Raw genomic sequence first — 26,087 nt, 5'->3', positions numbered from 1 at the left:
AACATAAAAGCGAACAAAATTATTTATCATGAAAGAAGCAATACGATTTACGTTCATTATATTGGTAGTAGTTCTAATTATAGTGGGCACCGTTATGTGGCCAGTTTACGGTTTTTCAATAATTGGAATTTCGATATTTGGAATAGGTATTTACGATCTCTTTCAAAAAGAACACGCTATTTTGCGAAATTTCCCAGTATTAGGTCACATGCGCTTTTTACTTGAATTGATTGCGCCCGAACTCCACCAATACTTTATAGAGTCTGACACAGACGGAGTGCCCATAGATAGAAATCACCGAACTTATGTTTATACCCGAGCTAAACTGGGAAAGGAAACCCACCCATTTGGAACGGAACTGGATGTAGAGGCCGACAATTATAAATGGATGAAACACAGCATTTATCCAGCCCCAATATTAAAGGATGCACCCAGAGAAGTGGTTGGTGGTACTAATTGCCAGCAACCGTACAGTGCGAGCATCTTCAATATTTCTGCCATGAGTTTTGGCGCCTTGAGTAAAAATGCCGTCATGGCGCTAAACCTAGGTGCTAAAGCAGGCGGTTTTTTTCATGATACCGGTGAAGGCGGAATTTCAGATTATCATTTAAAAGGTGGAGATTTGGTTTACGAAGTGGGAACCGGGTATTTTGGTTGTCGCACGGAAGACGGAAATTTTTCACCAGAGAAATTTATGGAAAAGGCAGCTATTCCGGCGGTAAAAATGATTGAGATAAAGATATCGCAAGGTGCCAAACCAGGGCATGGTGGTGTTCTCCCAGCAGCTAAAAACAATGCCGAAATTGCACGAATAAGGGGTGTGAAGCCGCATACCGATGTAATTTCACCTCCGGGACATACTGCGTTTCAAGATGCAGAAGGGCTCTTGCGTTTTATTGAACATATGCGCGAACTTAGCAATGGCAAACCCATTGGTTTTAAGCTCTGTATAGGTAGTAAGCAAGAGTTTATTGATATTTGCGAAAAGATGGTTGAAACTGGGATCAAGCCAGATTTTATAACTGTTGATGGAGCAGAGGGAGGTACTGGAGCAGCCCCCATAGACTTTACAAATTACGTTGGAATGCCCTGGGAGAAAGCATTGGTTTTTGTTGTTGATACCTTAAATGGGTACAACCTAAAAAAGGATATAAAGGTTATAACCGCAACAAAAATTATTACTGCATTTGATATTTTAAAAGCCCTATGCCTTGGAGCGGATATTTGCAATTCGGCTCGAGGTATGATGTTTGCCTTAGGCTGTATTCAAGCCTTGCGATGCGATACAAATGAATGTCCAACTGGGGTTACTACAAACAATCCTAGTTTAATGCGTGGCCTTGTTGTTTCGGAGAAATGGGAGCGTGTTAAAAATTATCATCAAAAAACCATTGAAGAATTTTTGGAACTTTTTGCTGCAACCGGATGTAGAAAACTTGCGGAGTTAAATAGAAACTATATCTTTAAGCAGGTGGAAGGGAAAACAATGTGTTATGAAGACATTTACCCAAGTATTCCTGCAGGAGAATTTCTTAAGAAGGAAAATTAAATTATAAACGTAAACAAACCAGTTAGCCATGAAAAAAGTAATGATTACATTAGATTATAGTCCTAATTCTGAAAAAGTGGTAAAAAAGGGGTATGAGCTCGCAACTTTAATGCAGGCCGAAGTAAGCCTATTTCACGTGTTGGCTGAAGTACGATATTACGGAATGCAGTACGAACCCTTTATGGGCTATGAGGGATATGCGTTTCCGGTAGATTATAAAATTCAGGAAGATATGGTAAAAATTGCGAAAGACTATCTTCAAAAAACCGCTGAACATCTTGGTGGAAATAATATTACCACGCATCTGGCCGAAGGCGATACAGCCCAAAAGATTCTAGAATATGCCGAAGAATGGGATGCCGACCTAATTGTAATGGGTACGCATAGTCACAGTACCTTAGAAAAAATATTTATGGGTACAGTTGCCTCCAGCGTTTTAGAAAAAACTGAAATACCTATTTATATGGTTCCTACCGGCAATTAAAACTATATTTTTATTTAGTGTTGCTTGGCGTATCTTCTATTCGTGGATTATCTGCTTCTAGATTTTCATTGTCTTCACCGCCTTGGCTAAAAAGTTGATTTTCCTCATCGCGATATCCAGTTTTAGATTTTTTGGCGTGTTGGCGTCCAGGAACATCCAAGTTTTTCCCTGTAAAATCTACCTTCTTTTTTCGGTCGTGTAATTGTTGATCGTCCCCACCATCGCCATGAATATTCTTTTGTTTAAGAATATCCTTGTCGTGCTTGGTTAAATCAGGATTGTAAGTTGGATTTTCTTCTTTGTTACTAGAAGATTTTGTCGTTTTATCTTGTGTGTCTTGTTTTAATTTTTTCATAATAACTTCTTTTTTTTAAGATAAATAAAACTGTCCATAAACTGTCCTAAAACTTTATTAAGGGTATTAAAAAGTTTTTAAAAAAAGAGTGTTGTTAAATGGCAATGTAGCCCCGTTTAAGTTCTTTACATTTGCCCGAAAGTCAATTTAAATAAAAGGATGTAATGGTCGATAGTATCTGGATTAAGGTGAAAAAGGAGCTGACTCACTTTCTAGTGGATTTTGGTCCAAATGTAATTTATGCACTTGTAGCTTTAGTACTTGGAATATTTTTGATTAAAATAATTATGCGCATTCTGCGTGGTATTCTCAAGAAATCACACGTTGAGCCATCCTTAGACACCTTTATTCAAAGTTTGGGTATTTTTATACTCTACGCATTACTTATTTTTGTTGTGGGCATCCTTCTTGGGATAGAAGCTTCTTCTTTTATGGCCATGTTTGGTGCAGCTGCACTCGCCATTGGATTCGCATTACAGGGCAGTTTGTCAAATTTTGCAGGTGGAGTCCTTATTCTTGCATTTAAACCTTTTAAGGTGAATGATTTGGTAGAGATTAATAACAAGCTAGGTTTTGTTCAAAAAATTGACATTTTATACACCCAGATAAAAACCTACGATGGCAGAATCATTACCATGCCCAATGGGAAAGTGGCAAATGATGACGTTGATAACCGTACAATGGAACCCTACCGCAGGGTTGAAATAGATCTTAATTTTTCCTTTGAAGAAGATTTTGACACTTTACGGGAAATTATTACTAATGCCTTGGAGGCGCATCCAAAGCTGGTTAAGACAAAGACTATCGATGTTTGGTTGGTTGAAATGGGAGACTTTGCTATGAAAGTATCAGCTAGATGCTGGTCAAAGTCTGAGGAATATTGGGACGTGTATTTTGATCAAATGGAAGCGGTAAAAAAAGCATTGGATAAAAATGATATTCACCTTGCTATTCCTAAACGAGCAATTTATCAAGAAGGACTTGCTCTGGAAAAGAAAGAAAATCCAGAAATTTCAGCTTAAAATTTGCATAAAATAGCTTTTGGAACTTTCTAGTTTAAGCCGGATAAACTGTATCTTTACGGCTTGAAAACTACACTTTAATTACAGTTATGGCACTAACCAACAATGATATAATGAAAAAACTTCGCGTAGCTCATAAATTACGCGATGACGATATTGTGAAAATTTGTGCCCTTGTGGACTTTGCAGTATCTAAAAGTGAACTGGGAGCCATATTCAGAAATGAAAACCATGAGAAATATATGGAGTGTGGCGATCAATTTCTTCGGAATTTCTTAAACGGGCTTGTTATTCACCTAAGAGGACCAATGCCAGAAAAGAAAAAACCGAAACCAAAACCGAAGCCTACCAAGAAATATAATCCGAATCCTAGAAAATAATAGATTCTCACTAGCAGCTTTCTGAAACTTGCTATAGCTGCTATTTTCGGTAGGATCTTGGAACTCTTTTCCATTATAAGGTCTATAAAGTTTCATTTAATTCCTGCAGATTTTAAGTACAGGATTCCCGATAAAAATTTAACATAGCATTAACCGCTAATGAAATATTAAATTATTGTAATATTGATGCTTTCAATATATCTTTGCATCTGTTTAGCGTTGAGCTTACTAGTGCTCTTGTCTATTACAGAATATTAAAAATAATTAATACATGATAAAATTAGGATGGATACAGTGAAAAAATCCGAAACAAATAAATTGAAAAGAACCCATCTTTACTATAAATATACTGGGTTTTATACTTTTGTGGGTCAAACACTTAAAAAGTCAATAGTTCCATTGCTGCTCATTGTGGCTGCTTTGGTTGTTGTTGACTTATACGTAGTGGATTTTAGTAATTTATTCACCTATATAACCGAAACCTACGCCCCGATTAATATTCTGTTGGTTTTCCTTTTATCTGAATCATTTTTGGGATTAGTTCCGCCGGAAATCTTTATTGCGTGGAGTAACAAAATGCCAGAACCTTTGGTTTACCTATCTGTTTTGGCCACCTTATCTTATATTGGTGGTATCGTTTCTTACTTTATTGGAAGATGGATATTTACAATTCCAAAAGTATTTGCATATATGGAAGGCAAAATGAAGAAACACCTTAAGCAAATTCGCAAATGGGGTGGCTTCTTGATAGTTGTAGGTGCACTCCTGCCAATTCCTTTTTCTATGACGAGTATGGCAGCTGGAATGATTCATTACAAATTTAGAAACTACTTATTATTTGGCTTGCTTCGCTTTGTACGATTTTACTTGTACGCCGTTGCCATTTTCAGTTTACTGTAGTACTTTTGATGTATCATAGCAATATTGTTATGAGGCTATATGCTTTTACGCATCAAAATACCATTCACCTTTCATGAAGAAAACAGAACCCTATGCTGCATTACGATTTAGGGAGTTCAATATCTTTCTTATGGTGCGCTTTGCAATGGTTTTTGCGTGGACCATGCAGTTTGTAGTGATAGAATGGGAGGTTTATAGCATCACTAAAAACCCACTTTCATTAGGTATAATTGGTTTAATGGAAGTTATACCAGCAGTCTCTATGGCTCTTTTTGCTGGTCATATTGTAGATCAGCGTGAAAAGCGATCGCTTTTATTTACGTGTATTTTGGGCTTTTCCGTTGTAAGCTTGGGCTTATTTCTTTTAACTTGGCCTAGAGTAGTGGACGGCATCGCCACAAACTCCATACTTTATACTATTTACTTTCTGGTTTTTTTAGGAGGAATTGTGCGTGCCTTTTTAGGCCCAACGATATTTTCGTTATTCTCTTTATTAGTCCCTAAGCGAATATACCCTAATGCAGCAACTTGGAGCAGTTCCGTCTGGCAGATGGGTGCAGTTGTGGGCCCTGCCGCTGGAGGTTTTCTTATTCATTGGATTGGCGTGCATTGGTCTATGTGTTTTGTGTTTGCATTTTCGTTAATGGCATTGATTCTGTTACTTCAAATACCGAAAAAACCAATTCTAAACCCAAATATTGGAGAACCAGTTTTAAAGAGCCTAAAGGAAGGGATTAAATTTGTTAAAAACACCAAGGTAATATTGGGGGCGCTTACCTTAGATATGTTTGCCGTACTTTTTGGCGGGGCGGTTGCACTATTGCCCATTTTTGCCCAAGATATATTGAAGGTAGGCCCTGAAGGCTTTGGGGTTTTACGTGCCGCGCCAGCAGTAGGAGCCCTGATTATTATGTTTACATCGGCCTATTTTCCGCTCAACAAGAATGCCGGCTATAAATTACTTACTGCCATTTTCGGATTTGGCGTTTGTATTATCGTCTTTGGTGTTTCAACTTGGTTTTGGGTTTCGGTAATTGCACTCTTCTTAAGTGGCGTTACAGATGGTATTTCGGTAATTATCCGTCAAACTATTTTACAGTTGCGCACCCCAGACCACATGCGAGGGCGAGTAGCTTCAGTAAACTCAATGTTCGTTGGATCCTCTAATGAGTTGGGAGCCTTTGAAAGCGGACTCACCGCCAAATTGATGGGGACGGTTACGGCAGTGGTTTTTGGAGGAGGAATGACTATACTTACCGTACTTGGAACCGGCGCTTTTTTCCCCCACCTGCGTAAATTAGATCTCCGGAAAGATCTTGAAAAACACGAGGAGGAGGTATAAAGCTACTATATTAACAGCATCCGCTTTTTGGCTCACAGCAAGAATCAGATTCAATATCAGCCAGATTTAGTTTTGGCTTTTCTTGTTTATCTCCTGGCTTTACGGCGTAAACTGTGATACTGAAAATTCCTGTGCCGCCATTATTAAAGGCTTGTGCTTCTGATTCTGAAAGGTATTTTTCAAGAATGTCGGCTGGAATGCTTATGGGCTTTTCTTTTTGAATTTTCACGCCTTGAAAACCAATTTCCGTGATAGAATTTAAGTATTCAGATCGCTGTATAGCTCCCGCAACACAACCCGCATACATTTCGGCATCATTTTTTAAAGCTTCAGGAAGGTCGCCCACTAAAACAATGTCAGAAATACTGAAATGCCCTCCTGGTTTTAATACACGGTAAATTTCGCTAATAACTTTTTGCTTGTTGGGAACAAGGTTTAGTACACAATTACTAACGATTACATCGGCCACATCGTTATTTATAGGCATGTTATCAATATCGCCTTCTCTAAACTCAACGTTGTTATACCCTAATTTTTCTGCATTGTTTCGGGCTTTTTCAATCATAATGGGCGTAAAGTCTATTCCTATTACTTTCCCTTCAACCCCAGTTTCATGACGTGCAACAAAGCAATCATTTCCTGCGCCCGAACCTAAATCAATTACAGTATCTCCTTTTTCAATTTTGGCGAAAGCAGTTGGCAGGCCACACCCCAGGCCCAAATCAGCATCTTCAATATATCCCTCTGTTTCAGAATAATCGTCCATCATTATATTGTACACTTTGTTTGAAGGTGTAGTAGCTCCGCAGCAAGAAGAAGCATTTTCTGCTTTGCCTTGTTCCGCTATTTTTGCATAACGCTGTTTTACGATGTCTTTTAACTCTTGTTCTTTATTCATGACTTCTGTTTTTTAACTGTATTATTTCATGTTTTTTAGCAACAATCCTGTTCTATAGTATCCTGATCTAAAAATTGAAAGAGCACCTGCTTCATTTTCCTCCAATTTGTTTTGTCAATACAATAGCAGACGCTTGTACCAGAAATATCTCCTTTTATAAGCCCTAAGCGCTTTAACTCCTTTAGATGTTGTGAAATAGTAGCTTGGGCAAGACCAATTTCATTTACTAAATCGCCACAAACACATGAGTTTATTTTAAACAAATGTTGTAAAATTGCTACTCTGGCCGGGTGGCCTAATACTTTTGCAAGTACTGCTATTTCGTTTTGTGTATCGCTAAATATTTCTGTTTTGGCTAATCCCATTTCCTGTTGATTGTTGTATTGCAATATTACGATTAATCAATTTCTTGAGAAAGAAAAACATCACTTTTTTGGTTAGCGTCAAATATTTTATTGTTTAGCGTTTCTGAATTTACGCTTTCTGGCCTTTTTAATAAGGCTGAACCTTAGGTCATCATAAAATAGACTAAGCAACAGCACTAAAGCTCCTATAATCAAGGTGTTAATTTCTAATTTTAGGCTGGCATAGCAGAATCCTCCTACTATTCCGCCCAAAAAGAAGAAGGAAATTATAAACCCTCTTAGTTTGATTTTAGCTTTATTCTCCTTTTTATCGGGATATGAATTTGGAAAAAACAAATGACTGATTTCAATACCCAAATCAGTGAAAAGTCCAGTTAAGTGGGTAGTTCGAACAATTTCATCAGATATTTTGGTCACAAAAGAGTTTTGCATGCCCATAGCAAACAGTAATAGGCAGGCTAGTGCGTTTGGGTATTGCATTTGGGTAAGTTGTGCCATAGTTGCCGCACCCATTAATATTACAGCTTCTGCTATGGTAGGAATGGCAAAAACATTCATTTTTTTACTTTCCCGAAATTTTTCAATAATAAAACTGGAGGAAAAGGAACCCAAAAGAAAGGATATGATATAAACCAAATACACGGTGCCTTTCCAAAACTCAAATTGCTCAACATCAAACATAAACTGCGCAAAATGACCCGTTACATTGGTGGTAAGTTGTTGAATGGCTAAAAACCCAGTGACGTTTACCAATCCGGCCACAAAAGATAGGACCGTCGCAATTTGCAGATTGTGCTTTAATGTCCGGCTTTTGCCTTGATGCCTAAACATTTTATGACTATTTACTTTTTGTAGGAATGCTTACAACCTTTCTGGATGCCTAGAATATGCAAATTTAAGCTTTTGCGAATGAAGAAGAACCCATACTAAGGTAACAATATGATGTAGCGAACAAGCTTATTCATTTTCCATGCTATTATCTTGCTTTTCGAAACATCAGAAGTAAAACTTAAAATCTATAGGTAGCATTAACACAGGTGTCAGTCTAGCAAATTATTGTTTAGTTCTGATTCCTGTGACTTCCAAGTGTTGCCATAGTTTTATCATAGCTTCAATAAGTCATGATTCTGAATTAAATATCTTTTAACAACACACTAAGTCCACTCCATTCGCTGGAGCCTGATTGCGTTCAGGATTGCCAAAAATGCAACTCCAACATCTGCAAAAACGGCTTCCCACATGGTTGCAATTCCGCCTGCACCTAAAATAAGAACAGCCAATTTTATCCCAAAAGCCAAGGCTATATTCTGCCAAACGATACGCCTAGTAGAACGGCCAATTTTTATGGCACGTGAAACTTTAGAGGGATGGTCTGTTTGGATAATCACATCGGCAGTTTCAATGGCAACATCACTTCCTAAGCCGCCCATAGCCATGCCGACATCACTGGCAGCTATAACAGGAGCATCGTTTATTCCGTCTCCAACAAAAGCGACTTTCGTGTTCGAACCACTTTTTAACTTTTCAACTTCATTTAATTTGTCTTCGGGTAAAAGACCACCTATCGCCTTATCTAGGTTTAATTGGGCGCCTACTTGTTCGGTAATAGAAGCTTTATCACCAGAAAGCATAACAATATTGTTTATTCCTGTTTTCCGAAGCGCTTCAACCGCATGATGAGCATCGTCCTTTAATTCGTCGGCAATAACTACAAAGCCTTTAAAAACTCCGTCTATCGCTAGCATCACAATAGATTCAACTATTGCTTCAGTTTCACTGGGAGTTACGATGCCATTTGCAGTCATTAAAGATTTGTTTCCGGCCAATACTGTTTTACCTTTTATGCTTCCTTTTAAGCCTTTTCCCGCAATTTCGCTAACTTCAGATGCTTGATAAGGAGCTTCATCAATTTGATATTCCATGATGGCTCGTGCAATTGGATGTGTAGATTGGGCTTCCAATGCCATGAGGTATTGCATCATTTCTTTTTCTGAAATAGCATAGGTTTTAATCTCTTTAATTTTAAAAACTCCTTTCGTTAGAGTTCCGGTTTTGTCCATAACAATCGTATTAACTTTGGTGATGGCGTCAAGAAAGGAAGCTCCTTTAAAGAGAATTCCGTTCCGCGAGGCAGCTCCAAGACCACCGAAATATCCCAATGGAATAGAAATTACTAAGGCACAAGGGCAGGAAATTACCAGAAATATTAAAGCTCTATACAGCCAATCTTGGAATACGTATTCAGCTACAAAAAAGTAGGGCAGTAGGGTAACGCTAATGGCGAGAAAAACTACAATCGGGGTATAAACCCTGGCGAACTTTCGAATGAAAAGCTCAGTCTTTGATTTTCTTTTGGTAGCATTTTCAACCAAGTGTAATATTCTAGATATAGAACTGTCTGTAAATACTTTAGTTGTTTTTACTTCAATTACTTCTTCAAGGTTTATACTACCAGCAAAAACAGGAGAGCCTCTTCTAACTGTATCGGGTTTACTTTCCCCGGTAAGGGCTGCTGTATTTAATGAAGCTTTGTTGGAAAGCAATTCGCCATCCAATGGAATTTTTTCCCCTACGCGCACTTGAATCCGTTCTCCTACCGCCACATCTTCGGGGTCAGTTACAACGAATTTATTATCGCGAAATACCTTGGCATTATTTGGACGAACATCCAATAAAGCTTTAATATTGCCTCGTGCTTTTTTAACTGCTGAATGTTGAAATAACTCACCAACGGTGTAAAATAGCATAACCGTTACGCCTTCTTCGTAATGACCAATGGCAAATGCTCCCACGGTAGCAATTGTCATTAGAAAAAACTCCGTAAAAACATCGCCTTTTATAATATTATTCCAACTTTGTTTTATCACCGGATAACCTACAGGAATATATGCGATTATATACCAAGCTAACCGAAATCCGTCTTGAAAGAAATTAGTTTTAAAATAATCCATTGCAATTCCAGCTACCAGCATAGCGAAACTGATAATTGCAGGTAGATATATTTTAAATTTGGATTTTGTACTTTTAATGCTGTTATCAGTATCCGTGCCACAGCAACTGCTAGTATTACAACAGCTATCCTCAGCATTTAAATTGCCAAGACTTACTTCTTCTTTTGTCATTGTATTTTTTTAATCATCCGCTTTAATCTAAAAACTAATCTTCGGTGGTATTGATTCCATTTTTTGAGTGCTTCATCTCTAGGAATGCTAACTTCTATTAAAAGTTTAGGAGCAATTTCCAATGCGCTTTCTCTTTCTTAAAGTATCAAGATTCTAAGATTCGTTTTAAGCTTCAGTCATAGCGGAATTTTTATAAAGTGCAAGGTATTTAAAATGTACGTGCAACAGAAGTGCATTATTCCACGCATTTGTCGCACAGGCCTTTAACTACCAGATTGGCATCTTCGGCAGTAAAACCTTCGGGAAGATTGATTTGGGGTATTTTATGATCGGTAAGGCAAATGGTTTCATCGCATTGATTGCAATAGAAGTGGAGGTGTAGATCTCTTTCCATTTCGCAATTGCAGTCTTCTTCGCATAAAGCATATTTTTTGGTGCCCGTACCGTCATCAATCTGATGGACAATTCCTTTTTCTTCAAAGGTTTTTAAAGTTCTGTAAAGCGTTGTCCTGTCAGATTTTGCAAAGTGGTTTTCTACATCTGTCAAGGCTTTCGCGGCATCGTGTTCTAATAAAAATTGATATACAAGCTTGCGCATGGCGGTGGGCCTAACATTTCTTTTTTGGAGTAAGGGTTCTATTTGCAACATGGTTTTTCTTTCAATACTTTTCATTGCATGTTTTTATGCTGAAGAGTGATAAATATAATATTTTTAATTGGTTTTATCTAAAAGGAAACAGGGTATTAATCAGCAAGAAATCGGTAATATTGTAATTAGATGAAAATAAGTAGTTAGATATCCAAGTTCATTTAAAAATGATTGAAGCTAGTTTTAAGTCATATTTAGTGTCAAATGCCGGTGTTTCTATTGAAGAGGCAAATAAACGCTATGATGCCCTTGAGAAAAAAGAGTTTAAAAGTGGGGCTGTTCTTTTAGAGAAAGGTGCTCCGTGTAGGCATTCATTTTTTGTAGAAAAAGGCTTGTTGCGTTCTTACATGCTTGCCGAAGATGGCAAGGAGCATATCATTCAATTTGCTCCTGAAAGCTGGTTTATTGTTGATAGAAGCAGCGTATATTTTAGCGAAACTTCCAAAAGTTATATTGAAGCAATTGAAGATAGTAAAGTTGTATTATTAAATGACGATTTTTTCAGCCAAGTAAGTGCGCTTTATCCAAAGTTTAGCCAATTTAACGACAGGTTGCTGCACAAGCACATCCTTCAAATGCAACAGCGGATAAACTTGTTGTTGGGGGCATCTGCTGAAACTCGTTACTTAAATTTTATTGAGTTGTATCCCGACCTTCTTTTACGGGTGCCACAATGGATGATTGCTTCTTATTTGGGAATTACTCCAGAAAGTTTAAGCCGAGTTCGCAAGGAGTTGGCTAATAAGAATTTCAGCTAAACTTGAAAGACATTCGTTTTCTTTAATATAATTCTTACCCTTTGTTGAAAATGGGAGGTGCTAGAAAATAACTTCTGAAAGAGTTTATTCCAAAGAATTAAGCTCTCCTATTTATCTATGAAAATTAATCAACTTTGTATTTATAATTCAATTGTTTTTAGTCAATAGCGTTCTAAACGTTCATAAGGCAACCCTTGAAAGCCTTTGTTTAGTGGGGTTTTAGAGATGATGTGAAGCTTGAGGGTCTGTAATTAAGAATTCCTGTTTTTTGGCCTATCCAAAATTTAGAGAAAATTTCGTAAGCCTAGCCCCGACAGCTGTACGGGGTTTTTGGTTCGTTCCGATAGCTATCGGAATCATCAATGAAATCATAGATTCACGAACTCCAATTTTATTATTTAAAAGAGTGAGTAAAAAAATGAACAGGTTAAATATTTAGGACAGAATTGGTTTTTAGTGTGCTTAAAAGCATTATACCTCCACAGACCATATTTTCACATAATAAAATAGGAAAAACACTGGAAAGAAAGGGGTTTTTGTTGATGGTCAGTGTTTTATGTGTTGATAGGTTTGTGTTGCTAACATTAATCTAACTATATTATGAAAACAAAAATTTTAAGTATTGTAAGCTCTATTTTGTTTCTTATCATTTTGCAAGGCTGTTGTACACCAAGTAATGTAATAGGGAGCGTGAACAACACACTGCGCCCACAGGAAACAAACAACTGGTGTTGGGCAGCAGTAACACAGATGGTTGCCCAAAATGAAGGTATAAGTGTAACACAATGCGATCTAGCAAACCATCGTTTCGGTAAAACAAATTGTTGTGATTTTGAAATTACTGACGAAAGTTGTCCAAAAACTAATGATTGTAACTCACCGGGATGGCCAGATCTAGATTATGTAGGACTTAAGTTTGAGGAATCTGAAACTGGCATAAGCTGGTCTAAGCTCAAGAAAAATATTTATTGTAGTAAAAATGTAATGGGTTATGCTTACGGAACCAGTGGTGTAGTAGGGCATGTGGTTGTTGTTAAGGGCTATATAACCGTTTCAGGCACCAACTATGTTGTTCTCAACGATCCTTGGGCTCCGTGTGCGGGGCAGGAGCGCATGATTACCTACGAAGAATATGCAGATCCATCAGGAACGGCTACCCATTGGAAAACATGGTACGATATCACCAAGAAATAATTTGTAACTTTAAAGTAACTAATCATGAAAAATTCAATTAAATATTTATCCATACTAGCCATTTTTGTTACATGCTTTATGAATGCACAAGAAAACAACATGCAAAAGGCAATAGAAAAGGGAAAATCTGATCTTACAGAACTTTTGATAAAAGCAGGAGACAATTTCAATTTCGGAGTAAAAGTTTCAGATGTTAAAAAATCTGAAGGAAAAACTGGAGTTCCGTATAAAGAAATAGACTTTAATAAATTACTTGATTACGACGGCCAAGAATTGGAGCAATTGCTTTCGTCTGTTCAAAAATTTGTTGTTCCACTTACTATTGACAACCAGGTGGTAACAACTATTAGTATAACGCAGAAAGAAAAAGGTACATATAAACCAACTGAATTAATAAATCAAAATTATCAAAACAACTTGAATTTGCTTCCCTCAGAGGCTAGTGAAAACAACTTTAAGGACCTTGTCATTATTTATGTTCCCAACTTGAACACGCTTGTATATTCGGCAGGTGATAAGGTTTACACTTCTTATAATAATCACAGTCTGAGCCAGGGAATAGAAGCTAAGGTACTTTTACAAAAATTGAAAGCCGATGCTAAAGAGTTTCAAGAAAAATATGGTGAATTGATTAAAAAAGGAAAATTGGTAAACTAATAAAAGTTTCAGAATCGGTTTTTAAAATTCTCTTGACGTAATGTTCAAGAGAATTTTTTTTTAATCAGATCTAATACTGTCATAGGATTACAAAATGGTTTGCTTATTTTTATTTTTGGACATATCAATTTTGGAGATTGAATAATCCTCAAAAAGAACAAGAATAGGGTAATGCGCTTAACTTTGAAGTGAGTGTTGGAAATAGCGTTGTTGAATCTATACTAAAACCCTATTAAGTATCATAGCTTTAGACGTTTATGATTTTGGAAATATTTAACTTCATTTTAGCCAACAAACCGACCATTTAAAACTACTTTACAGTATATTACTATGTAATTTCCTTACATTTGAGGTCTACCAAAATTTGCCTTGGAAAAGAAAGAAAAAAAGAAAAATAAGCCCAGAAAGTACAGGTTTTTACGAATCGCAGCTAGAATTATCGCGGTTTTTATAGTCCTGTTTTTCCTGTTAGTCCTTTTTGTTCGCAGCCCATGGGGCCAGGACATTATTGTGCAGCGTGCCGTTAAATATGTTTCTGGAAAAACCCATACCAAAGTTGAGATAGATAAGCTCTTTATAACTTTTGACGGTAATATCATGCTAAATGGTTTGTATTTGGAAGATAAAAAGGGTGATACTTTAGTCTATTCAAAATCCTTTGAAGCAGATGTACCTATTTTACCAATTATTCGCGGCAAGGGTATAGGTGTTGATAATCTAAATTGGGAAGGTTTGCGCGCAAATGTTATTCGAAAAGATTCTCTGAACGGATATAATTTTCAGTTTCTCATTGATGCCTTTTCTACTCCAGATACAACACAAGTTGCCGCTGATACTATTTCGGAACCCATGGATATTATCTTGGGCGATATTAACCTAAAAGATTTCAATATTGTTTTTGACGATGCCGTGCTAGGGATAGACAGTCAATTTAAAATTGGAGCGTTAGACCTTGAAATGAAGAAAACAGACCTGGAAAACATGGATTTCCGGGCTTCGGCGGCATCAATTGCAAATACTCATATAAAATATATTCAATCTCCCGTACCGCCAACGCCTTCTGAAGATTCGCCTTTACCGTTTTTGGAACTCGATGCGCTAAGTTTTAATAATGTTTTTGTTGATTATCAATCTTCTAGTGATGGGATTGCAGCAAATTTGGAGATTTCAGATTTCTTTATTGAACTTGAAAAAGCAGATCTTACCAACAATGATATTGCAATAGGTGATCTAAGGTTGAAGAATTCAATTGTAAATTTAAAAACTGAAACCAATACCGAGCCAAAAGAAGCGGTGGCACCAGGAGATGATACCGAAAAATTTGAGTGGCCTGATTTTAAGGTCTCCGTTTCAGATATCGATCTTGAAGGAAATAAAATTAGTTATTTTTCAGATAAGGCTAAAGTGAGACCAAATGAATTTAACGCCAATGCCATTGTTCTTCAAGATTTAAAATTAAAGGCTAATTCAATTTATCTAAAGGATAAAAAAGCAGGCTTACAGCTAGGTAGCCTAACTTTTAAAGAAGCATCAGGCTTAAATCTAAAAGATTTGGCTTTAAACCTAAATGTAACGGATAAAGCTATTCAAATAACTAATTTAAACCTCGCGCTTAACAGTAATAAGTTAAAGGGGAAAGTACGTTTTGATTATCCAAGTCTTGCCACCTTGATTGAAACACCAGAAAAGTCAAAATTTGAATTAAACGTTCCGTCCTTTCAGGCCGATTTAAATGATGTTTATCGGTTTCAACCAACGCTTAAGGAGAATGAATATTTAAACACGCTTAGCAAAAAACACCTAACCGGAAATATGAATGCTTCAGGATATCTGTCGGCAATTCAAATACCTGCTTTAAATGTTGCCTGGGGAAATAGTACAAATATTTATGCCAGTGGCTATATTGAAAACGCCACAGATCCCGACAACTTAAAATTTGATATTCCAAATTTTTCAGCAGACACTAAAAGAAGCGACCTTATTCAATTTGTAAGTGAAGCTGATCTGGGCGTGAGTTTGCCCGAAGATGTTTCATTAACTGGAGATGCCGAAGGCAACCTTGAAAATGTGGAGGCAAAGGCTCAATTAAATACTTCGCAAGGTATCGCTACTATTGACGGACACTTTAAAAATGACACCCAGATATCTTTTGACGCCGACCTTGAAGTGAAAGCGTATAAACTAAACGAACTTCTTAAAAATGATCAGCTCGGAACACTTAGCCTTAACATAAAAACCAATGGTTCGGGCAGCGACATCAATAGTTTAGATGCAGTTTTAGATGCTAACATTTCTAGTTTTCAATTTGATGGTTACGCAATTGAAGATTTAGTAATTAACGGAAACATTAAAAATGGAGTAGGAGACATCACTTCAAAATATCAAGACAAGAACATAAATTTAGATCTTGGGGTAGATGTGGCTTTAGACTCCGTAATGACCCAGGCTAGTGCGCACCTCAATATTATTGGCGCCAATCTACAAGGTTTAGGGTTAATGGAGCGCGATGTGCGAACTGCTTTTAAACTCGATGCCGATTTTGAAGCGGGAAAAGAAGGCTTTGATGTTATTTCAACCATTGGTGATGGCGTAGTGGTTAGTGACGACAAAACGTATTTACTGGGCGATGTATTTGCAACAGCACATGTAAGAAGCGATACTACTTCCATTTGGTTGGACAATAAGATGATTGAGCTGAGTTTAGAAAGTAATAGTGATCCTGAAACTTTTGCAACTTCCATTCAGCGTCATATTTCTAGTTATTTCTCAAGAAAAACAGAATTTTCAGATACGCTTCAGAATCCCGTTAAACTATTTATTAAAGGCAAAATTGTAGAGGCACCTGTTCTTAATGATGTGTTTTTAGTAAATGTTAAAAAGCTAGATACTGTTAAAATTGCAGTAAATTTTAATGAGGCAGCTCGAAAGTTCAAAGCCGATATTCAGGCACCACATATCAACTATGGCGGAAACAAGCTTGATAGTCTTGCTTTTACGATGGATACTGATAAAGAACAGTTTGTTTTCGATTTAGGCTTTAAGAATATAGAGGGCGGTCCTTTACATATTCCTAGAACAAAAATAACGGGCAGCCAAAAGAACAATGAGTTGAGCTTAAACTTCAACTCGGTTTACAAGGATAGTACCTTAATTAATATTCAATCACAAATTACGGGTACTTCAGAAGAACTTCGATTTCATGTAATGCCAGAAGATTTAATCTTAAATAGAAATGCGTGGGAAACACCAGAGAATAACGAAGTGTTGATTTCAAAGCACAAGCTTATTTTTAATGATTTTAGGTTTACGCGAAACAATGAATCGGTAGAAATTACAGATAAATTGCCCGAGGTGTCAAAAAATAACTTTGCTTTTGAGTTTAAGAACTTTAAGCTGAAGGAAATTTTAAACTATTTAAACCCCGAAGAGGAATTGGCAAAAGGCGATTTAAACGGAAACTTGGTTGTCGTAGAGCCTTATGGTAATTCAGGACTGTTGGCAGATCTTTCTATTCAAGAGTTTATTTTGTTAGATGTAGATTTAGGAACTTTAAGTGTTGATGCTGAATCTTTAGGCGGCAATAGCTATGATTTTAATTTAGCTTTAAAAGAAGGGGAGGTAGATTTGGATGTAACTGGCGATTATATTGCCTCGGAAACTAAAGCCAAAATTGATTTAAACCTCGATATTAATGAATTTAAGATGCATGCCTTACAAGGTTTTTCCTTTGGTGAAATAAAGGATACAGATGGTAGTTTTTCTGGTGAATTCAATGTTACCGGTAGTCCGTCAAGCCCAAAATACAAAGGAAGCTTAGATTTTAACGATGCAGAATTTACGGTTACAAAATTAAATGCTCCTTTTACATTGACAAATGAAACCCTGAAAATTGACAATAAGGGCTTGTATATGGACGGGTTTACGGTTAGAGACGAAAATAAAAACAAACTGGTCTTAACAGGACAAGTGGGTACCGAAAGTTTTGTAAATCCGACTTTTGATATAAATGTAAATGCAGAAAACTTTCAGGTACTCAACGCAACTAAAGAAGATAATGATATGCTTTACGGCAAAGCCTCATTTGATGCCGATGCCAAGTTGACTGGCGATCTTCAAATTCCAAAATTAGATACGAGAATAACTGTAAATGATGATACAGATGTAACCTACGTTTTACCCTCCTCTTCAGTATCCATAGAAGAAAGAGATGGAGTGGTTATTTTTGTTAATCGGGAAAACCCGGAATCAATTTTAACAAAAACTACGGAAAAAAGCGAAACTTTGTCTGGAATTGATGTAGATGCTTTTCTGAAAATAGGAGAAAATGCAAAGATCACTGTTATATTAGATCAGGAAACCGGCGACAATTTTAAGGTGTTTGGAGATGGAGAATTTGATTTTACCATAAACCCCAACGGTCAAATGAACCTAAGTGGAGTCTATGACATTGCCGGCGGTCATTACGAGATGAACCTCTACAATTTAGTTAGTCGTAAGTTTGATTTGGCCAAGGGTAGTAGAGTAAGTTGGTCTGGAGATCCTTTTGATGCAGAATTAGACGTAAAAGCCCAGTATAAGGTTGAAGCTTCGGCTTCGGCATTAATGGCACCAGTTAGTTCTGGGTCAGATCCTTCGGTAAAGAGCAAATACAGACAAGTTTTACCCTTTTATGTGTATTTAAATGTAGATGGAGAGCTTACCCAACCGGTAATCTCTTTTGATTTGGATATGCCAAAAGATGAGCAAGGTGCTATTGGCGGACAAGTTTATGGCAGGTTACAACAAGTAAATCAACAAGAGGGAGAGTTAAACAGACAAGTTTTTTCACTTTTGGTTTTAAATCGATTTTATCCTGAACCCGGCAGTGACGGAAGCCGCGGTGGTTTTGCGACAGTAGCGCGCGATAACCTTAACGATGCCCTTTCAGACCAACTGAACACATTTTCAGACAAACTATTGGGCAATACTGGCGTAGAGTTAGATTTTGGCCTTGATAGTTACACTGATTATCAAGGAGAAACGCCCCAAGAACGCACGCAACTTGATATTGCTGCCCAAAAGAAGTTGTTTAACGACCGTCTGATAGTGCGCGTAGGTAGTGAGGTTGATCTGCAAGGAAGTAGCCCTAACAATGAACCAACCCCGCTAATTGGAAACGTGAGCTTAGAATATTTACTTACCTCAAATGGTCGTTATAGGTTAAAGGGTTTTAGAAGGAACGAGTTTGAAAATGTTATTGATGGGCAGACTATTGTAAGCGGAATTGCCTTGATATTTACCCAGGAATTCAACAAATTTGATGAGTTATGGCAAGCTATTCTTCGGGGAGAAACTAAAGCTGAAAAAGAAGCTCGAAAAGCTTCGGAAGAAAAATTGAAAAGACAAAAAGAAGAGCAGGAGGCGGAATATAAACGGGAGCAAATGGAAAAGGTGAAAAAAGAAGATACCGTAGAATTCAAAAATGAATCAGAAGACTAAACATCAATTTTGAAACAAGTGCTAGTACTGATTTCAAAAATATAAAGCAATATTTATTCAAGTGAAATTTACATATAAAATAGGGCTCGTTTTAATTGCAATTGCCTTGGTGCTGCAATCCTGCTCCGTAGTGAAGTACATCCCAAAAGGGGAGCGACTTTATACAGGAGCTCGTGTTGAAATTGAATCTGATTCTGTAATTAATAATAGTGATGGGTTAAAATCTGTTCTCGAGGAAGCTTTGCGGCCAAAGCCCAACAAGAAAATTCTTGGTATGCGCTTAGGGCTTTATTATTACTACAAAATGCAGAAAGAGCATCCAGGCTTTATCAATAAGTTTCTTTATAAACAATTAGGAGAACAGCCCGTTTATCAAAGTGACGTAAACCTTTACGATGTAGAAGAGATATTGATAAATAGAATGGAAAATAGAGGTTTTTTCTACAGTGAAGCTATTTCAGAATTTGAGGAAAAAGAAAAAGAAGCCGCTGCTAAATACGTTGTTAAGGCAAGTTCACCATATACAATGGTAGGGTATCAGTTAGATAGTTTGCCGCAACCCATACATCCAGAAGTTAAAAACAGCGTTAAAGAATCGGAACTATCAAAAGGAATGCGCTTTGATCTTGCCAATATGAAGATGGAACGCGAGCGAATAGACAGCGACTTAAAGCAAAAAGGCTATTACAACTTTAATTCTGGTTTTCTTATTTTTGAAGCAGATACGAATCAATATAACAAAAAACGATTTGATTTATTTCTTCGATTAAAAAAGGAAACGCCGAAAAAATCTATTGTTCCCTATAAAATTTCCAAGGTGAATGTTTATGCAAATTATGATGTCCAAGATTCAACGGTAAATGATGTTTCCCGGTTTAACCAAAAAAACTTTATCAACAGTGAGAATTTTTTCAAGCCCAAATATTTAGATCCATTTATTACCTTAGAAGAAGGACAGTACTATAATCCGCAGACCTCTAAAAATTCGGCAAGACGGCTTTCCTCGATTGGTTCCTACAAATTTGTAAATATTCAATACACCGAAAAAGATTCGTTGCTCACTGACAGTTTAGGGATTTTGGAGGCTAACATATATCTTTCTCCATTAAACAAGCGATCCCTACGTGCCGAACTGCAAGCAGTATCAAAATCAAATAACTTTGCGGGCCCGGGAATTGCGCTCACTTACAGCAATCGCAACTTATTTCAAGGCGGCGAAACTTTAAATACAACGGCTAAATTTGGCTATGAATTTCAAGCAGGTGGTGGCGGAAATAGCGGGAAATCCAGTATTGAACTAGGGCTTAAAAATGAACTTATTTTTCCGCGTGTTATTTTTCCAATAAAAATAGACAATGACTTTTTTAAATATGCAATCCCCAAAACCAAGACCAGTATAAGCATAGATTATTTAGCGCGAACCAAATTGTATGCCTTGCTTTCAGGTACCGCGCAGTTTGGATATATCTGGCAGGCAAATAAGTATGTTACCCATGAGGTTATTCCTATTTCCATCAATTATACTAAACTGTCAAACACCACAAAGGAGTTTGACTCTATCTTGCAACAGAATCCGTTCTTAAAACGCAGCTTTGAGCAAAAGTTTATTTCAGGGCTCAACTATTCCTATACCTACAACGGAATGGTAGATACAAAAAGTAAACACCAGTTTTATATAAATTCCACATTAGACGTTGCTGGGAATAGTATCAGTCTATTTGGAAAGGAAGATGATATGGGCAAAAAGAAGTTTTTGGGTTTAGAGTATGCCCAATACGCCAAAGCAGATGTAGATCTTAGGTATCATTTTAACTTTGGGAAAGAACAAGTTATTGCTACACGACTTTTTGGAGGTTATGGACATCCGTACGGAAACTCGGAAGTTATGCCCTATATAAAACAATATTATTCAGGTGGTCCCTATAGTGTGAGAGCCTTTAGAATACGTTCTTTGGGCCCAGGAACCTACAGCGATGAAGATAATAGACAAAGTGATTATTTTGATTTAACAGGGAATATTCGTTTAGAAGCTAACATTGAATATCGATTTCCTATTTTTTCCTATTTTAAAGGAGCAGTTTTTGTAGATGCCGGTAATATTTGGAATTCAAAACCCAATGAAGCTTTTGAAGGAAAAGATAAGTTTACTTCTAATTTTATAAATGAATTGGGAATGGGTGCCGGTGTTGGGCTTCGTGTAGATGTGCAGGGCTTTGTACTTCGTTTTGACTTTGCAGCGCCATTTCACGACCCTTCAAAATCGAAGACCTATAAATTTGACGTTAATGAGACGGTTTTCAATTTCGGAATTGGGTATCCATTTTAAGTTAAACCTGCTCTATTTAAAAATACTTAACAGCGAAAGTGATGGGCACGCTCCTCGCTATTGTGATAACCCTACACTGAAAACTGATTAAAGGGAGTAGATTCTCGCTTACTCAATATCCAAAGTTTTAGGTTTGGATACCTTTTTGAAGATGGTTTATCTATAGCTTTAACAATACTTTATACAGCTTAAAATTGCCAGTGATTAACTTTGAAGATTTTTGGATATAAAAACAATAAACAATATGAAATTAGATAAAATGACTATTGGTGGGGGTTGCTTTTGGTGTACGGAAGCAGTTTTTGATCAAGTAAAAGGGGTTGAAAAAGTAGTGTCTGGATATTCTGGAGGATCAGTGCCAGGAATACCAACATATCGTGAAGTCTGTAGTGGACTAACTGGTCATGCCGAAGTAATTCAAGTTTCTTTTAACCCAGACGTGGTTTCTTTTGAAGATTTACTCATTATTTTTATGACTAGCCACGACCCAACTACCTTAAACCGTCAAGGTGCAGACCAAGGAACGCAATACCGTTCAGTTGTTTTTTATCATAATGAACAGCAAAAACAAGTTGCCGAAGCCGTTATTAATGAAATGAAACCCTATTATGAAAACCCAATTGTAACCGAAATAAGTGCATTGGAAAAATTTCATCCGGCAGAAGCCAACCATCAAGATTATTACACCAATAACAAAACGCAAGGCTATTGTACTGCCGTTATTTCGCCCAAACTTGCCAGACTTAGACAAATGCATGCAGATAAGTTGAAATAGATGTAAATCTATTTATGAATAAAGGCTTTTTTCTATAGCATTAATAATTCACGCTCATTTTGGTTAAAGCTGAGCCAAAGCGAAGTTCAGTTAAAATAAATCTTCGAATCTTGTTAGCTAGCGAGACAGGCTAACATTTTAATGTTTATTTATCTCTGATATCACTATAAACGTGTGTCATTCAGTCAAAACTACAAATTTCACCTAGCGGGTTTGCAAGAATAATTAATATTGATTTAACCTAATTTTATGTTGTTAAATATGGAAATTAATGTATATTTGAGCCTTAAGGGCAGAGGAAGATTAAAACCCCCTAAGGTAAACCAATAAAACTAATAGTAATATATAACTAAGAAAAAGGTCATCTGCTCAACGTGGATGGCTTTTTTTATCTAAAAATCAAAATGGCAAAATCGCAACAGACGTACAGTAAAAAAGAAAAAGAGAAAGCTAAACAGAAGAAAAAAGAGGAGAAGCAAAAGAAGAAAGAAGCTCGTAAGGCCGAAAAATCTTCAGGTATTGATTTCGTATATGTAGATCATAACGGGAATCTAACAGATACACCACCAGATCCTTCTTTAAAACCAGAAATTGAAGCCGAGGATATCGTTCTTGGTATTCCACCGAAAGAGGAGGGGGAACGCGAAGAGTTCGATCCCGTACGAAAAGGAAAAGTTTCCTTTTATGATTCGTCAAAAGGTTTCGGGTTTATTATTGATGATGAGAACAACGAAAAATATTTCACACACGTAAGTGGGTTTATTGACGAGATAACAGAAAACGACAATGTTTCCTTTGAACTTGAAAAAGGACAACGCGGAATGAATGCAGTAAAGGTTACTAAAATTTAAACCTGCATTTCAATATATTCTTAAATAAAAAATCCCGTTTTTAACGGGATTTTTTTTGTTCTGTTTTTCAGCAAAATTTAGCTGATAATATCGTTAGCTTCCTCCTTTAAATCTTTAGACTCTTTCTTAGCGGTATTCTTAAGCTGGTCGTATTTTTCTGAGATAGTATCCTGCACTTCTCCAGCTTTTTCTTTTATTTTACTTCCTGTTTCATTTGCTTTATCCTTAAGTCTTTGCTTTTCTTCAGGAGACATTTTCTTGTACTTCCAAAATGCAAGCGCCCCAGCACCAGCTGCAACACCTAGCATTGCTAATAATCCTTTCTTGTTATTGTTCATGTTGTTTTTTTTTAGTTTAAACGAAGATACGGCTTTGGGTACTGCTCCTATAATTAAAAACTGACTTTAATATTTATTTAATACAAAAGATTGATATTTACAAATGTATTCATAATGTTTTTGCTAATATCAAGGCTATTAAGCGCTATTTTTCGTTAATGCTAAAGATTTAAAGTTAGAGATAATATGGTAAAACCACCAGAAAGCAAATTTTTCTAAAATGTATATTTTGTATGTATCGGTGTATCTTTACAAACTAGTATTTAGAATTTAAATAAAAATTAAAATTGATCCACGGTATATTCTTTTAGACACACCTCTTCTCTCTTCCGAAGGAGTGAAAATCAAAAACCATTTATGAGCGATAAAAACAATGTACAGCCAAATAATCCTTTACACGGTGTAAAACTTGCTGATATAGTAGAATTTCTAGTGGCCCATTACGGATGGGAAACATTAGGTGAAAAAATAAAAATCAACTCTTTTAATAGCAATCCCTCTATTAAATCCAGTCTTAAGTTTCTTCGAAGGACACCTTGGGCACGTGAAAAAGTGGAGCAATTATATTTAAAGACCAAGTCTAAATAAATTTTATGATATTCTTTCGGAATTATCCTTCATTTATTTTTTAAAGACCTACAAAAGGGCGTAGTTTTGCAAAACTGTATAAATGAGGATTTCAATGAGTGATATTCAAGACGCAATTCAAGAAAAGAAAACTGATAAGGAGCTGTATAGCTATCAAAAAGGAGCAATTGACAAAATTTTTGACAAATTTGAAACTGCCCCCGATGATCATCATTTGCTATATCAACTACCTACGGGTGGCGGAAAAACGGTAATTTTTTCTGAAATAGTTCGTCAGTATTTAAAAAACCACAATAAAAAGGTGCTCGTAATGACGCATCGTGTTGAACTTTGTAAACAAACTTCACAAATGTTGACCAGCTTTGGAGTTATAAACAAAGTAGTTAATAGTACTGCAAATCTTTCAGATCAAGCTAAATACAGCTGTTTTGTTGCAATGGTGGAAACACTGAATAACCGACTAAACGATAACAAGCTTGATATTTCGGATATTGGGCTGGTTATTATTGATGAGGCACATTACAACTCGTTCACCAAGCTATTCAAGTTTTTTGAAAAGTCGTTTATTCTTGGCGTTACAGCAACACCGCTAAGCTCGAACAGGAACCTTCCTATGAAGGATAATTATGACGAGCTTATAGTTGGTGAAAGTATTCAGTCCTTAATAGATAATGAGTTTTTGGCCCAAATTGATGTGTTTCAGTATAATATGGGGCTTACTTCTTTGGAAATTGGCTCAAATGGCGATTACACGGTAAAATCTTCTGACGATCTGTATTCTGCAGAAGGAATGTTAGATCAATTATATCAGGCTTACCTAACCCATTCCAAGGGTAAAAAAACCCTTATTTTTAATAATGGTATTAATACATCTATACAGGTCTATTTTCATTTAAAAGCTGAAGGATTACCAGTAATGCACTTGGATAATACAGCAACCAAGAAGCAGCGAAAGGAAATTTTAACTTGGTTTAGAGAAACTCCTGACGCTATCTTAACATCGGTAAGTATTTTGACAACTGGTTTTGATGAGCCTACCATAGACACAATAATTCTGAATAGGGCAACACGTTCGCTTACGTTGTATTTTCAGATGATTGGGCGTGGCTCGCGTATATTAAATAACAAATCGAGGTTTTCGGTAATCGATTTAGGAAATAACTATCAGCGTTTTGGCCCTTGGCAGGCCGATTTAGATTGGCAGGCAATTTTTACCTCTCCAGATTTTTATATGGATCGTTTGGTGAGTGATGAGGAGTTGGAGAGCAATTTTAAATATGAAATGCCAGAGGAGCTTCGGGCCGAATTTGCAAACAGTAAAGAAGTATATTTCGACATTAAAAAAACATACATTGACGCTACCTATAAAGGAGAGTCTAGCAAAGTTGTTTTAGAGCGTTCTATTGAGCAGCACGCCAAAATGTGTATTGAAAATAGTGAAGACGTTTATGACGCATTAGGCTTGGCAAAAATGCTTGGGGATGATATTGATCATCGTATAGACAAATACTCCAAGTGCATTAGCAAAAGTACGCACAACTTTATTACGTGGTTAAAGAATGATTATCGCCTAAAACTGCGAAGCTACCTACGCGATAATTTTGATACTGTTTTTGAAGAGATTCACGGCCACCCGCCGGAAGATTAAGCATGAAATTCAAAGGTTTAGTTGTTGGCTAGAAAATCTCATGAAGCAATTTAAGCTTTTAACGTTTTGCACAAACAAGACTGTTTAACAATGGCATTGAACTGCTAGCGTGTCTAGTTTGTGAAAAGCTCATTGTTTATTAGTCGTGTCCGACTAAGATATAAGACCGCTGCGCTGAAAGACATAAGACGTAAGACTTGCTTTTTAATAGATTGAAAACTAGATAAAATTGATTAAACATACTTTTTAATCGATAAATTTTGATGCTAAGTATAATAGCATGCTGTCATTAAATAAAAATATTCTAATTGCCTATTACCTTTGACCCAACAAATTTTCTCACTCTTTTAATCGGACACTAATGATTGTTTATATTTTTAGCTAACTGCTTGTTTACAATAGCGTACC

At 36.6% G+C, this 26,087-nt stretch carries 22 protein-coding genes; 15 read left to right on the top strand and 7 right to left on the bottom strand.

The window, feature by feature from the left end; all coding sequences use genetic code 11:
- Positions 1-28: 28 nt before the first annotated feature.
- Together QPK98_RS05255 and QPK98_RS05250 are read left to right on the top strand one after the other, a co-directional pair.
- The gene (locus QPK98_RS05255) at positions 29-1,549 is read left to right on the top strand and encodes an FMN-binding glutamate synthase family protein (RefSeq protein WP_310992009.1); all 1,521 of its coding nucleotides are present in this window, start codon (positions 29-31) and stop codon (positions 1,547-1,549) included.
- A gap of 28 nt (positions 1,550-1,577) precedes the next feature.
- Positions 1,578-2,033: a universal stress protein gene (locus QPK98_RS05250; protein ID WP_310992008.1), complete on the top strand. Its 456-nt coding sequence runs from the start codon at positions 1,578-1,580 to the stop codon at positions 2,031-2,033.
- Positions 2,034-2,043: 10 nt separating this feature from the next.
- Here QPK98_RS05250 and QPK98_RS05245 read toward each other — a convergent pair whose 3' ends face one another.
- Positions 2,044-2,388: a hypothetical protein gene (locus QPK98_RS05245; protein ID WP_310992007.1), complete on the bottom strand. Its 345-nt coding sequence runs from the start codon at positions 2,386-2,388 to the stop codon at positions 2,044-2,046.
- Between the two features lie 164 nt (positions 2,389-2,552).
- On the opposite strand from QPK98_RS05245, the gene QPK98_RS05240 reads away from it, so the two are divergent.
- The 4 genes from QPK98_RS05240 to QPK98_RS05225 all read left to right on the top strand — a co-directional run bounded on the left by QPK98_RS05240 (position 2,553) and on the right by QPK98_RS05225 (position 6,032).
- Entirely contained in the window at positions 2,553-3,410 is an 858-nt protein-coding gene (locus QPK98_RS05240) for a mechanosensitive ion channel family protein (protein ID WP_310992006.1), read from the top strand.
- Between the two features lie 89 nt (positions 3,411-3,499).
- Positions 3,500-3,790, top strand: a complete 291-nt coding sequence (locus QPK98_RS05235) for a DUF1456 family protein (protein WP_310992005.1) — start codon at positions 3,500-3,502, stop codon at positions 3,788-3,790.
- A 285-nt stretch (positions 3,791-4,075) separates the two neighbouring features.
- A complete protein-coding gene (locus QPK98_RS05230; protein ID WP_310992004.1) occupies positions 4,076-4,690 on the top strand; it encodes a YqaA family protein in 615 nt (204 codons plus the stop codon).
- 73 nt (positions 4,691-4,763) lie between these two features.
- Positions 4,764-6,032: an MFS transporter gene (locus QPK98_RS05225; protein WP_310992003.1), complete on the top strand. Its 1,269-nt coding sequence runs from the start codon at positions 4,764-4,766 to the stop codon at positions 6,030-6,032.
- A gap of 10 nt (positions 6,033-6,042) precedes the next feature.
- Here QPK98_RS05225 and QPK98_RS05220 read toward each other — a convergent pair whose 3' ends face one another.
- The 5 genes from QPK98_RS05220 to QPK98_RS05200 form a co-directional block, all read right to left on the bottom strand.
- Entirely contained in the window at positions 6,043-6,930 is an 888-nt protein-coding gene (locus QPK98_RS05220; RefSeq protein WP_310992002.1) for an arsenite methyltransferase, read from the bottom strand.
- A gap of 35 nt (positions 6,931-6,965) precedes the next feature.
- Positions 6,966-7,295 carry an ArsR/SmtB family transcription factor gene (locus QPK98_RS05215; protein WP_310992001.1) on the bottom strand — a complete coding sequence of 110 codons (330 nt, stop codon included), beginning with the start codon at positions 7,293-7,295 and terminating at the stop codon, positions 6,966-6,968.
- 87 nt (positions 7,296-7,382) lie between these two features.
- Positions 7,383-8,126, bottom strand: a complete 744-nt coding sequence (locus QPK98_RS05210) for a YoaK family protein (protein ID WP_310992000.1) — start codon at positions 8,124-8,126, stop codon at positions 7,383-7,385.
- A gap of 323 nt (positions 8,127-8,449) precedes the next feature.
- Positions 8,450-10,417 carry a heavy metal translocating P-type ATPase gene (locus QPK98_RS05205; RefSeq protein WP_310991999.1) on the bottom strand — a complete coding sequence of 656 codons (1,968 nt, stop codon included), beginning with the start codon at positions 10,415-10,417 and terminating at the stop codon, positions 8,450-8,452.
- A 235-nt stretch (positions 10,418-10,652) separates the two neighbouring features.
- On the bottom strand, positions 10,653-11,066 hold the full coding sequence (locus tag QPK98_RS05200; protein ID WP_310992120.1) for a Fur family transcriptional regulator: 414 nt from the start codon (positions 11,064-11,066) through the stop codon (positions 10,653-10,655).
- 167 nt (positions 11,067-11,233) lie between these two features.
- On the opposite strand from QPK98_RS05200, the gene QPK98_RS05195 reads away from it, so the two are divergent.
- The 7 genes from QPK98_RS05195 to QPK98_RS05165 all read left to right on the top strand — a co-directional run bounded on the left by QPK98_RS05195 (position 11,234) and on the right by QPK98_RS05165 (position 23,105).
- On the top strand, positions 11,234-11,824 hold the full coding sequence (locus QPK98_RS05195) for a Crp/Fnr family transcriptional regulator (protein WP_310991998.1): 591 nt from the start codon (positions 11,234-11,236) through the stop codon (positions 11,822-11,824).
- A 690-nt stretch (positions 11,825-12,514) separates the two neighbouring features.
- Positions 12,515-13,018, top strand: a complete 504-nt coding sequence (locus tag QPK98_RS05190; RefSeq protein ID WP_310991997.1) for a C39 family peptidase — start codon at positions 12,515-12,517, stop codon at positions 13,016-13,018.
- A 24-nt stretch (positions 13,019-13,042) separates the two neighbouring features.
- Complete coding sequence (locus tag QPK98_RS05185; RefSeq protein ID WP_310991996.1) at positions 13,043-13,675, top strand: hypothetical protein; 633 nt, start codon at positions 13,043-13,045, stop codon at positions 13,673-13,675.
- A 369-nt stretch (positions 13,676-14,044) separates the two neighbouring features.
- Positions 14,045-19,153, top strand: a complete 5,109-nt coding sequence (locus QPK98_RS05180; protein WP_310991995.1) for a translocation/assembly module TamB domain-containing protein — start codon at positions 14,045-14,047, stop codon at positions 19,151-19,153.
- A 61-nt stretch (positions 19,154-19,214) separates the two neighbouring features.
- Positions 19,215-21,479: a translocation and assembly module lipoprotein TamL gene (tamL, locus tag QPK98_RS05175; protein ID WP_310991994.1), complete on the top strand. Its 2,265-nt coding sequence runs from the start codon at positions 19,215-19,217 to the stop codon at positions 21,477-21,479.
- Between the two features lie 244 nt (positions 21,480-21,723).
- A complete protein-coding gene (msrA, locus tag QPK98_RS05170; protein ID WP_310991993.1) occupies positions 21,724-22,254 on the top strand; it encodes a peptide-methionine (S)-S-oxide reductase MsrA in 531 nt (176 codons plus the stop codon).
- Between the two features lie 404 nt (positions 22,255-22,658).
- On the top strand, positions 22,659-23,105 hold the full coding sequence (locus tag QPK98_RS05165) for a cold-shock protein (RefSeq protein ID WP_310991992.1): 447 nt from the start codon (positions 22,659-22,661) through the stop codon (positions 23,103-23,105).
- A 77-nt stretch (positions 23,106-23,182) separates the two neighbouring features.
- On the opposite strand, the gene QPK98_RS05160 is transcribed toward QPK98_RS05165, so the two are convergent.
- Positions 23,183-23,443, bottom strand: a complete 261-nt coding sequence (locus QPK98_RS05160) for a YtxH domain-containing protein (RefSeq protein WP_310991991.1) — start codon at positions 23,441-23,443, stop codon at positions 23,183-23,185.
- 357 nt (positions 23,444-23,800) lie between these two features.
- Between QPK98_RS05160 and QPK98_RS05155 the strand changes: the two genes are divergently transcribed.
- Both QPK98_RS05155 and QPK98_RS05150 read left to right on the top strand, forming a co-directional pair.
- On the top strand, positions 23,801-24,031 hold the full coding sequence (locus QPK98_RS05155; RefSeq protein WP_310991990.1) for a VF530 family protein: 231 nt from the start codon (positions 23,801-23,803) through the stop codon (positions 24,029-24,031).
- A gap of 94 nt (positions 24,032-24,125) precedes the next feature.
- Complete coding sequence (locus QPK98_RS05150; RefSeq protein ID WP_310991989.1) at positions 24,126-25,679, top strand: DEAD/DEAH box helicase; 1,554 nt, start codon at positions 24,126-24,128, stop codon at positions 25,677-25,679.
- The last annotated feature ends 408 nt before the right edge of the window (positions 25,680-26,087 follow it).

The organism is Aequorivita marina, assembly GCF_031631895.2.
Taxonomy (GTDB): domain Bacteria; phylum Bacteroidota; class Bacteroidia; order Flavobacteriales; family Flavobacteriaceae; genus Aequorivita; species Aequorivita marina.
The sequence above is the reverse complement of the archived record's forward strand: the minus strand, read 5'-3'. Positions and strand labels throughout refer to the sequence as shown.

Coding starts and splice junctions, on each gene's coding strand:
- QPK98_RS05225 (WP_310992003.1), top strand. CDS start 4,764: ATGAAGAAAACAGAACCCTATGCTGCATTACGATTTAGGGAGTTCAAT.
- QPK98_RS05220 (WP_310992002.1), bottom strand. CDS start 6,930: ATGAATAAAGAACAAGAGTTAAAAGACATCGTAAAACAGCGTTATGCA.
- QPK98_RS05240 (WP_310992006.1), top strand. CDS start 2,553: ATGGTCGATAGTATCTGGATTAAGGTGAAAAAGGAGCTGACTCACTTT.
- QPK98_RS05195 (WP_310991998.1), top strand. CDS start 11,234: ATGATTGAAGCTAGTTTTAAGTCATATTTAGTGTCAAATGCCGGTGTT.
- QPK98_RS05255 (WP_310992009.1), top strand. CDS start 29: ATGAAAGAAGCAATACGATTTACGTTCATTATATTGGTAGTAGTTCTA.
- QPK98_RS05185 (WP_310991996.1), top strand. CDS start 13,043: ATGAAAAATTCAATTAAATATTTATCCATACTAGCCATTTTTGTTACA.
- QPK98_RS05160 (WP_310991991.1), bottom strand. CDS start 23,443: ATGAACAATAACAAGAAAGGATTATTAGCAATGCTAGGTGTTGCAGCT.
- QPK98_RS05205 (WP_310991999.1), bottom strand. CDS start 10,417: ATGACAAAAGAAGAAGTAAGTCTTGGCAATTTAAATGCTGAGGATAGC.
- QPK98_RS05245 (WP_310992007.1), bottom strand. CDS start 2,388: ATGAAAAAATTAAAACAAGACACACAAGATAAAACGACAAAATCTTCT.
- QPK98_RS05235 (WP_310992005.1), top strand. CDS start 3,500: ATGGCACTAACCAACAATGATATAATGAAAAAACTTCGCGTAGCTCAT.
- QPK98_RS05230 (WP_310992004.1), top strand. CDS start 4,076: ATGGATACAGTGAAAAAATCCGAAACAAATAAATTGAAAAGAACCCAT.
- QPK98_RS05250 (WP_310992008.1), top strand. CDS start 1,578: ATGAAAAAAGTAATGATTACATTAGATTATAGTCCTAATTCTGAAAAA.
- QPK98_RS05155 (WP_310991990.1), top strand. CDS start 23,801: ATGAGCGATAAAAACAATGTACAGCCAAATAATCCTTTACACGGTGTA.
- QPK98_RS05210 (WP_310992000.1), bottom strand. CDS start 8,126: ATGTTTAGGCATCAAGGCAAAAGCCGGACATTAAAGCACAATCTGCAA.
- QPK98_RS05200 (WP_310992120.1), bottom strand. CDS start 11,066: ATGTTGCAAATAGAACCCTTACTCCAAAAAAGAAATGTTAGGCCCACC.
- QPK98_RS05165 (WP_310991992.1), top strand. CDS start 22,659: ATGGCAAAATCGCAACAGACGTACAGTAAAAAAGAAAAAGAGAAAGCT.
- QPK98_RS05150 (WP_310991989.1), top strand. CDS start 24,126: ATGAGTGATATTCAAGACGCAATTCAAGAAAAGAAAACTGATAAGGAG.
- msrA (WP_310991993.1), top strand. CDS start 21,724: ATGAAATTAGATAAAATGACTATTGGTGGGGGTTGCTTTTGGTGTACG.
- QPK98_RS05215 (WP_310992001.1), bottom strand. CDS start 7,295: ATGGGATTAGCCAAAACAGAAATATTTAGCGATACACAAAACGAAATA.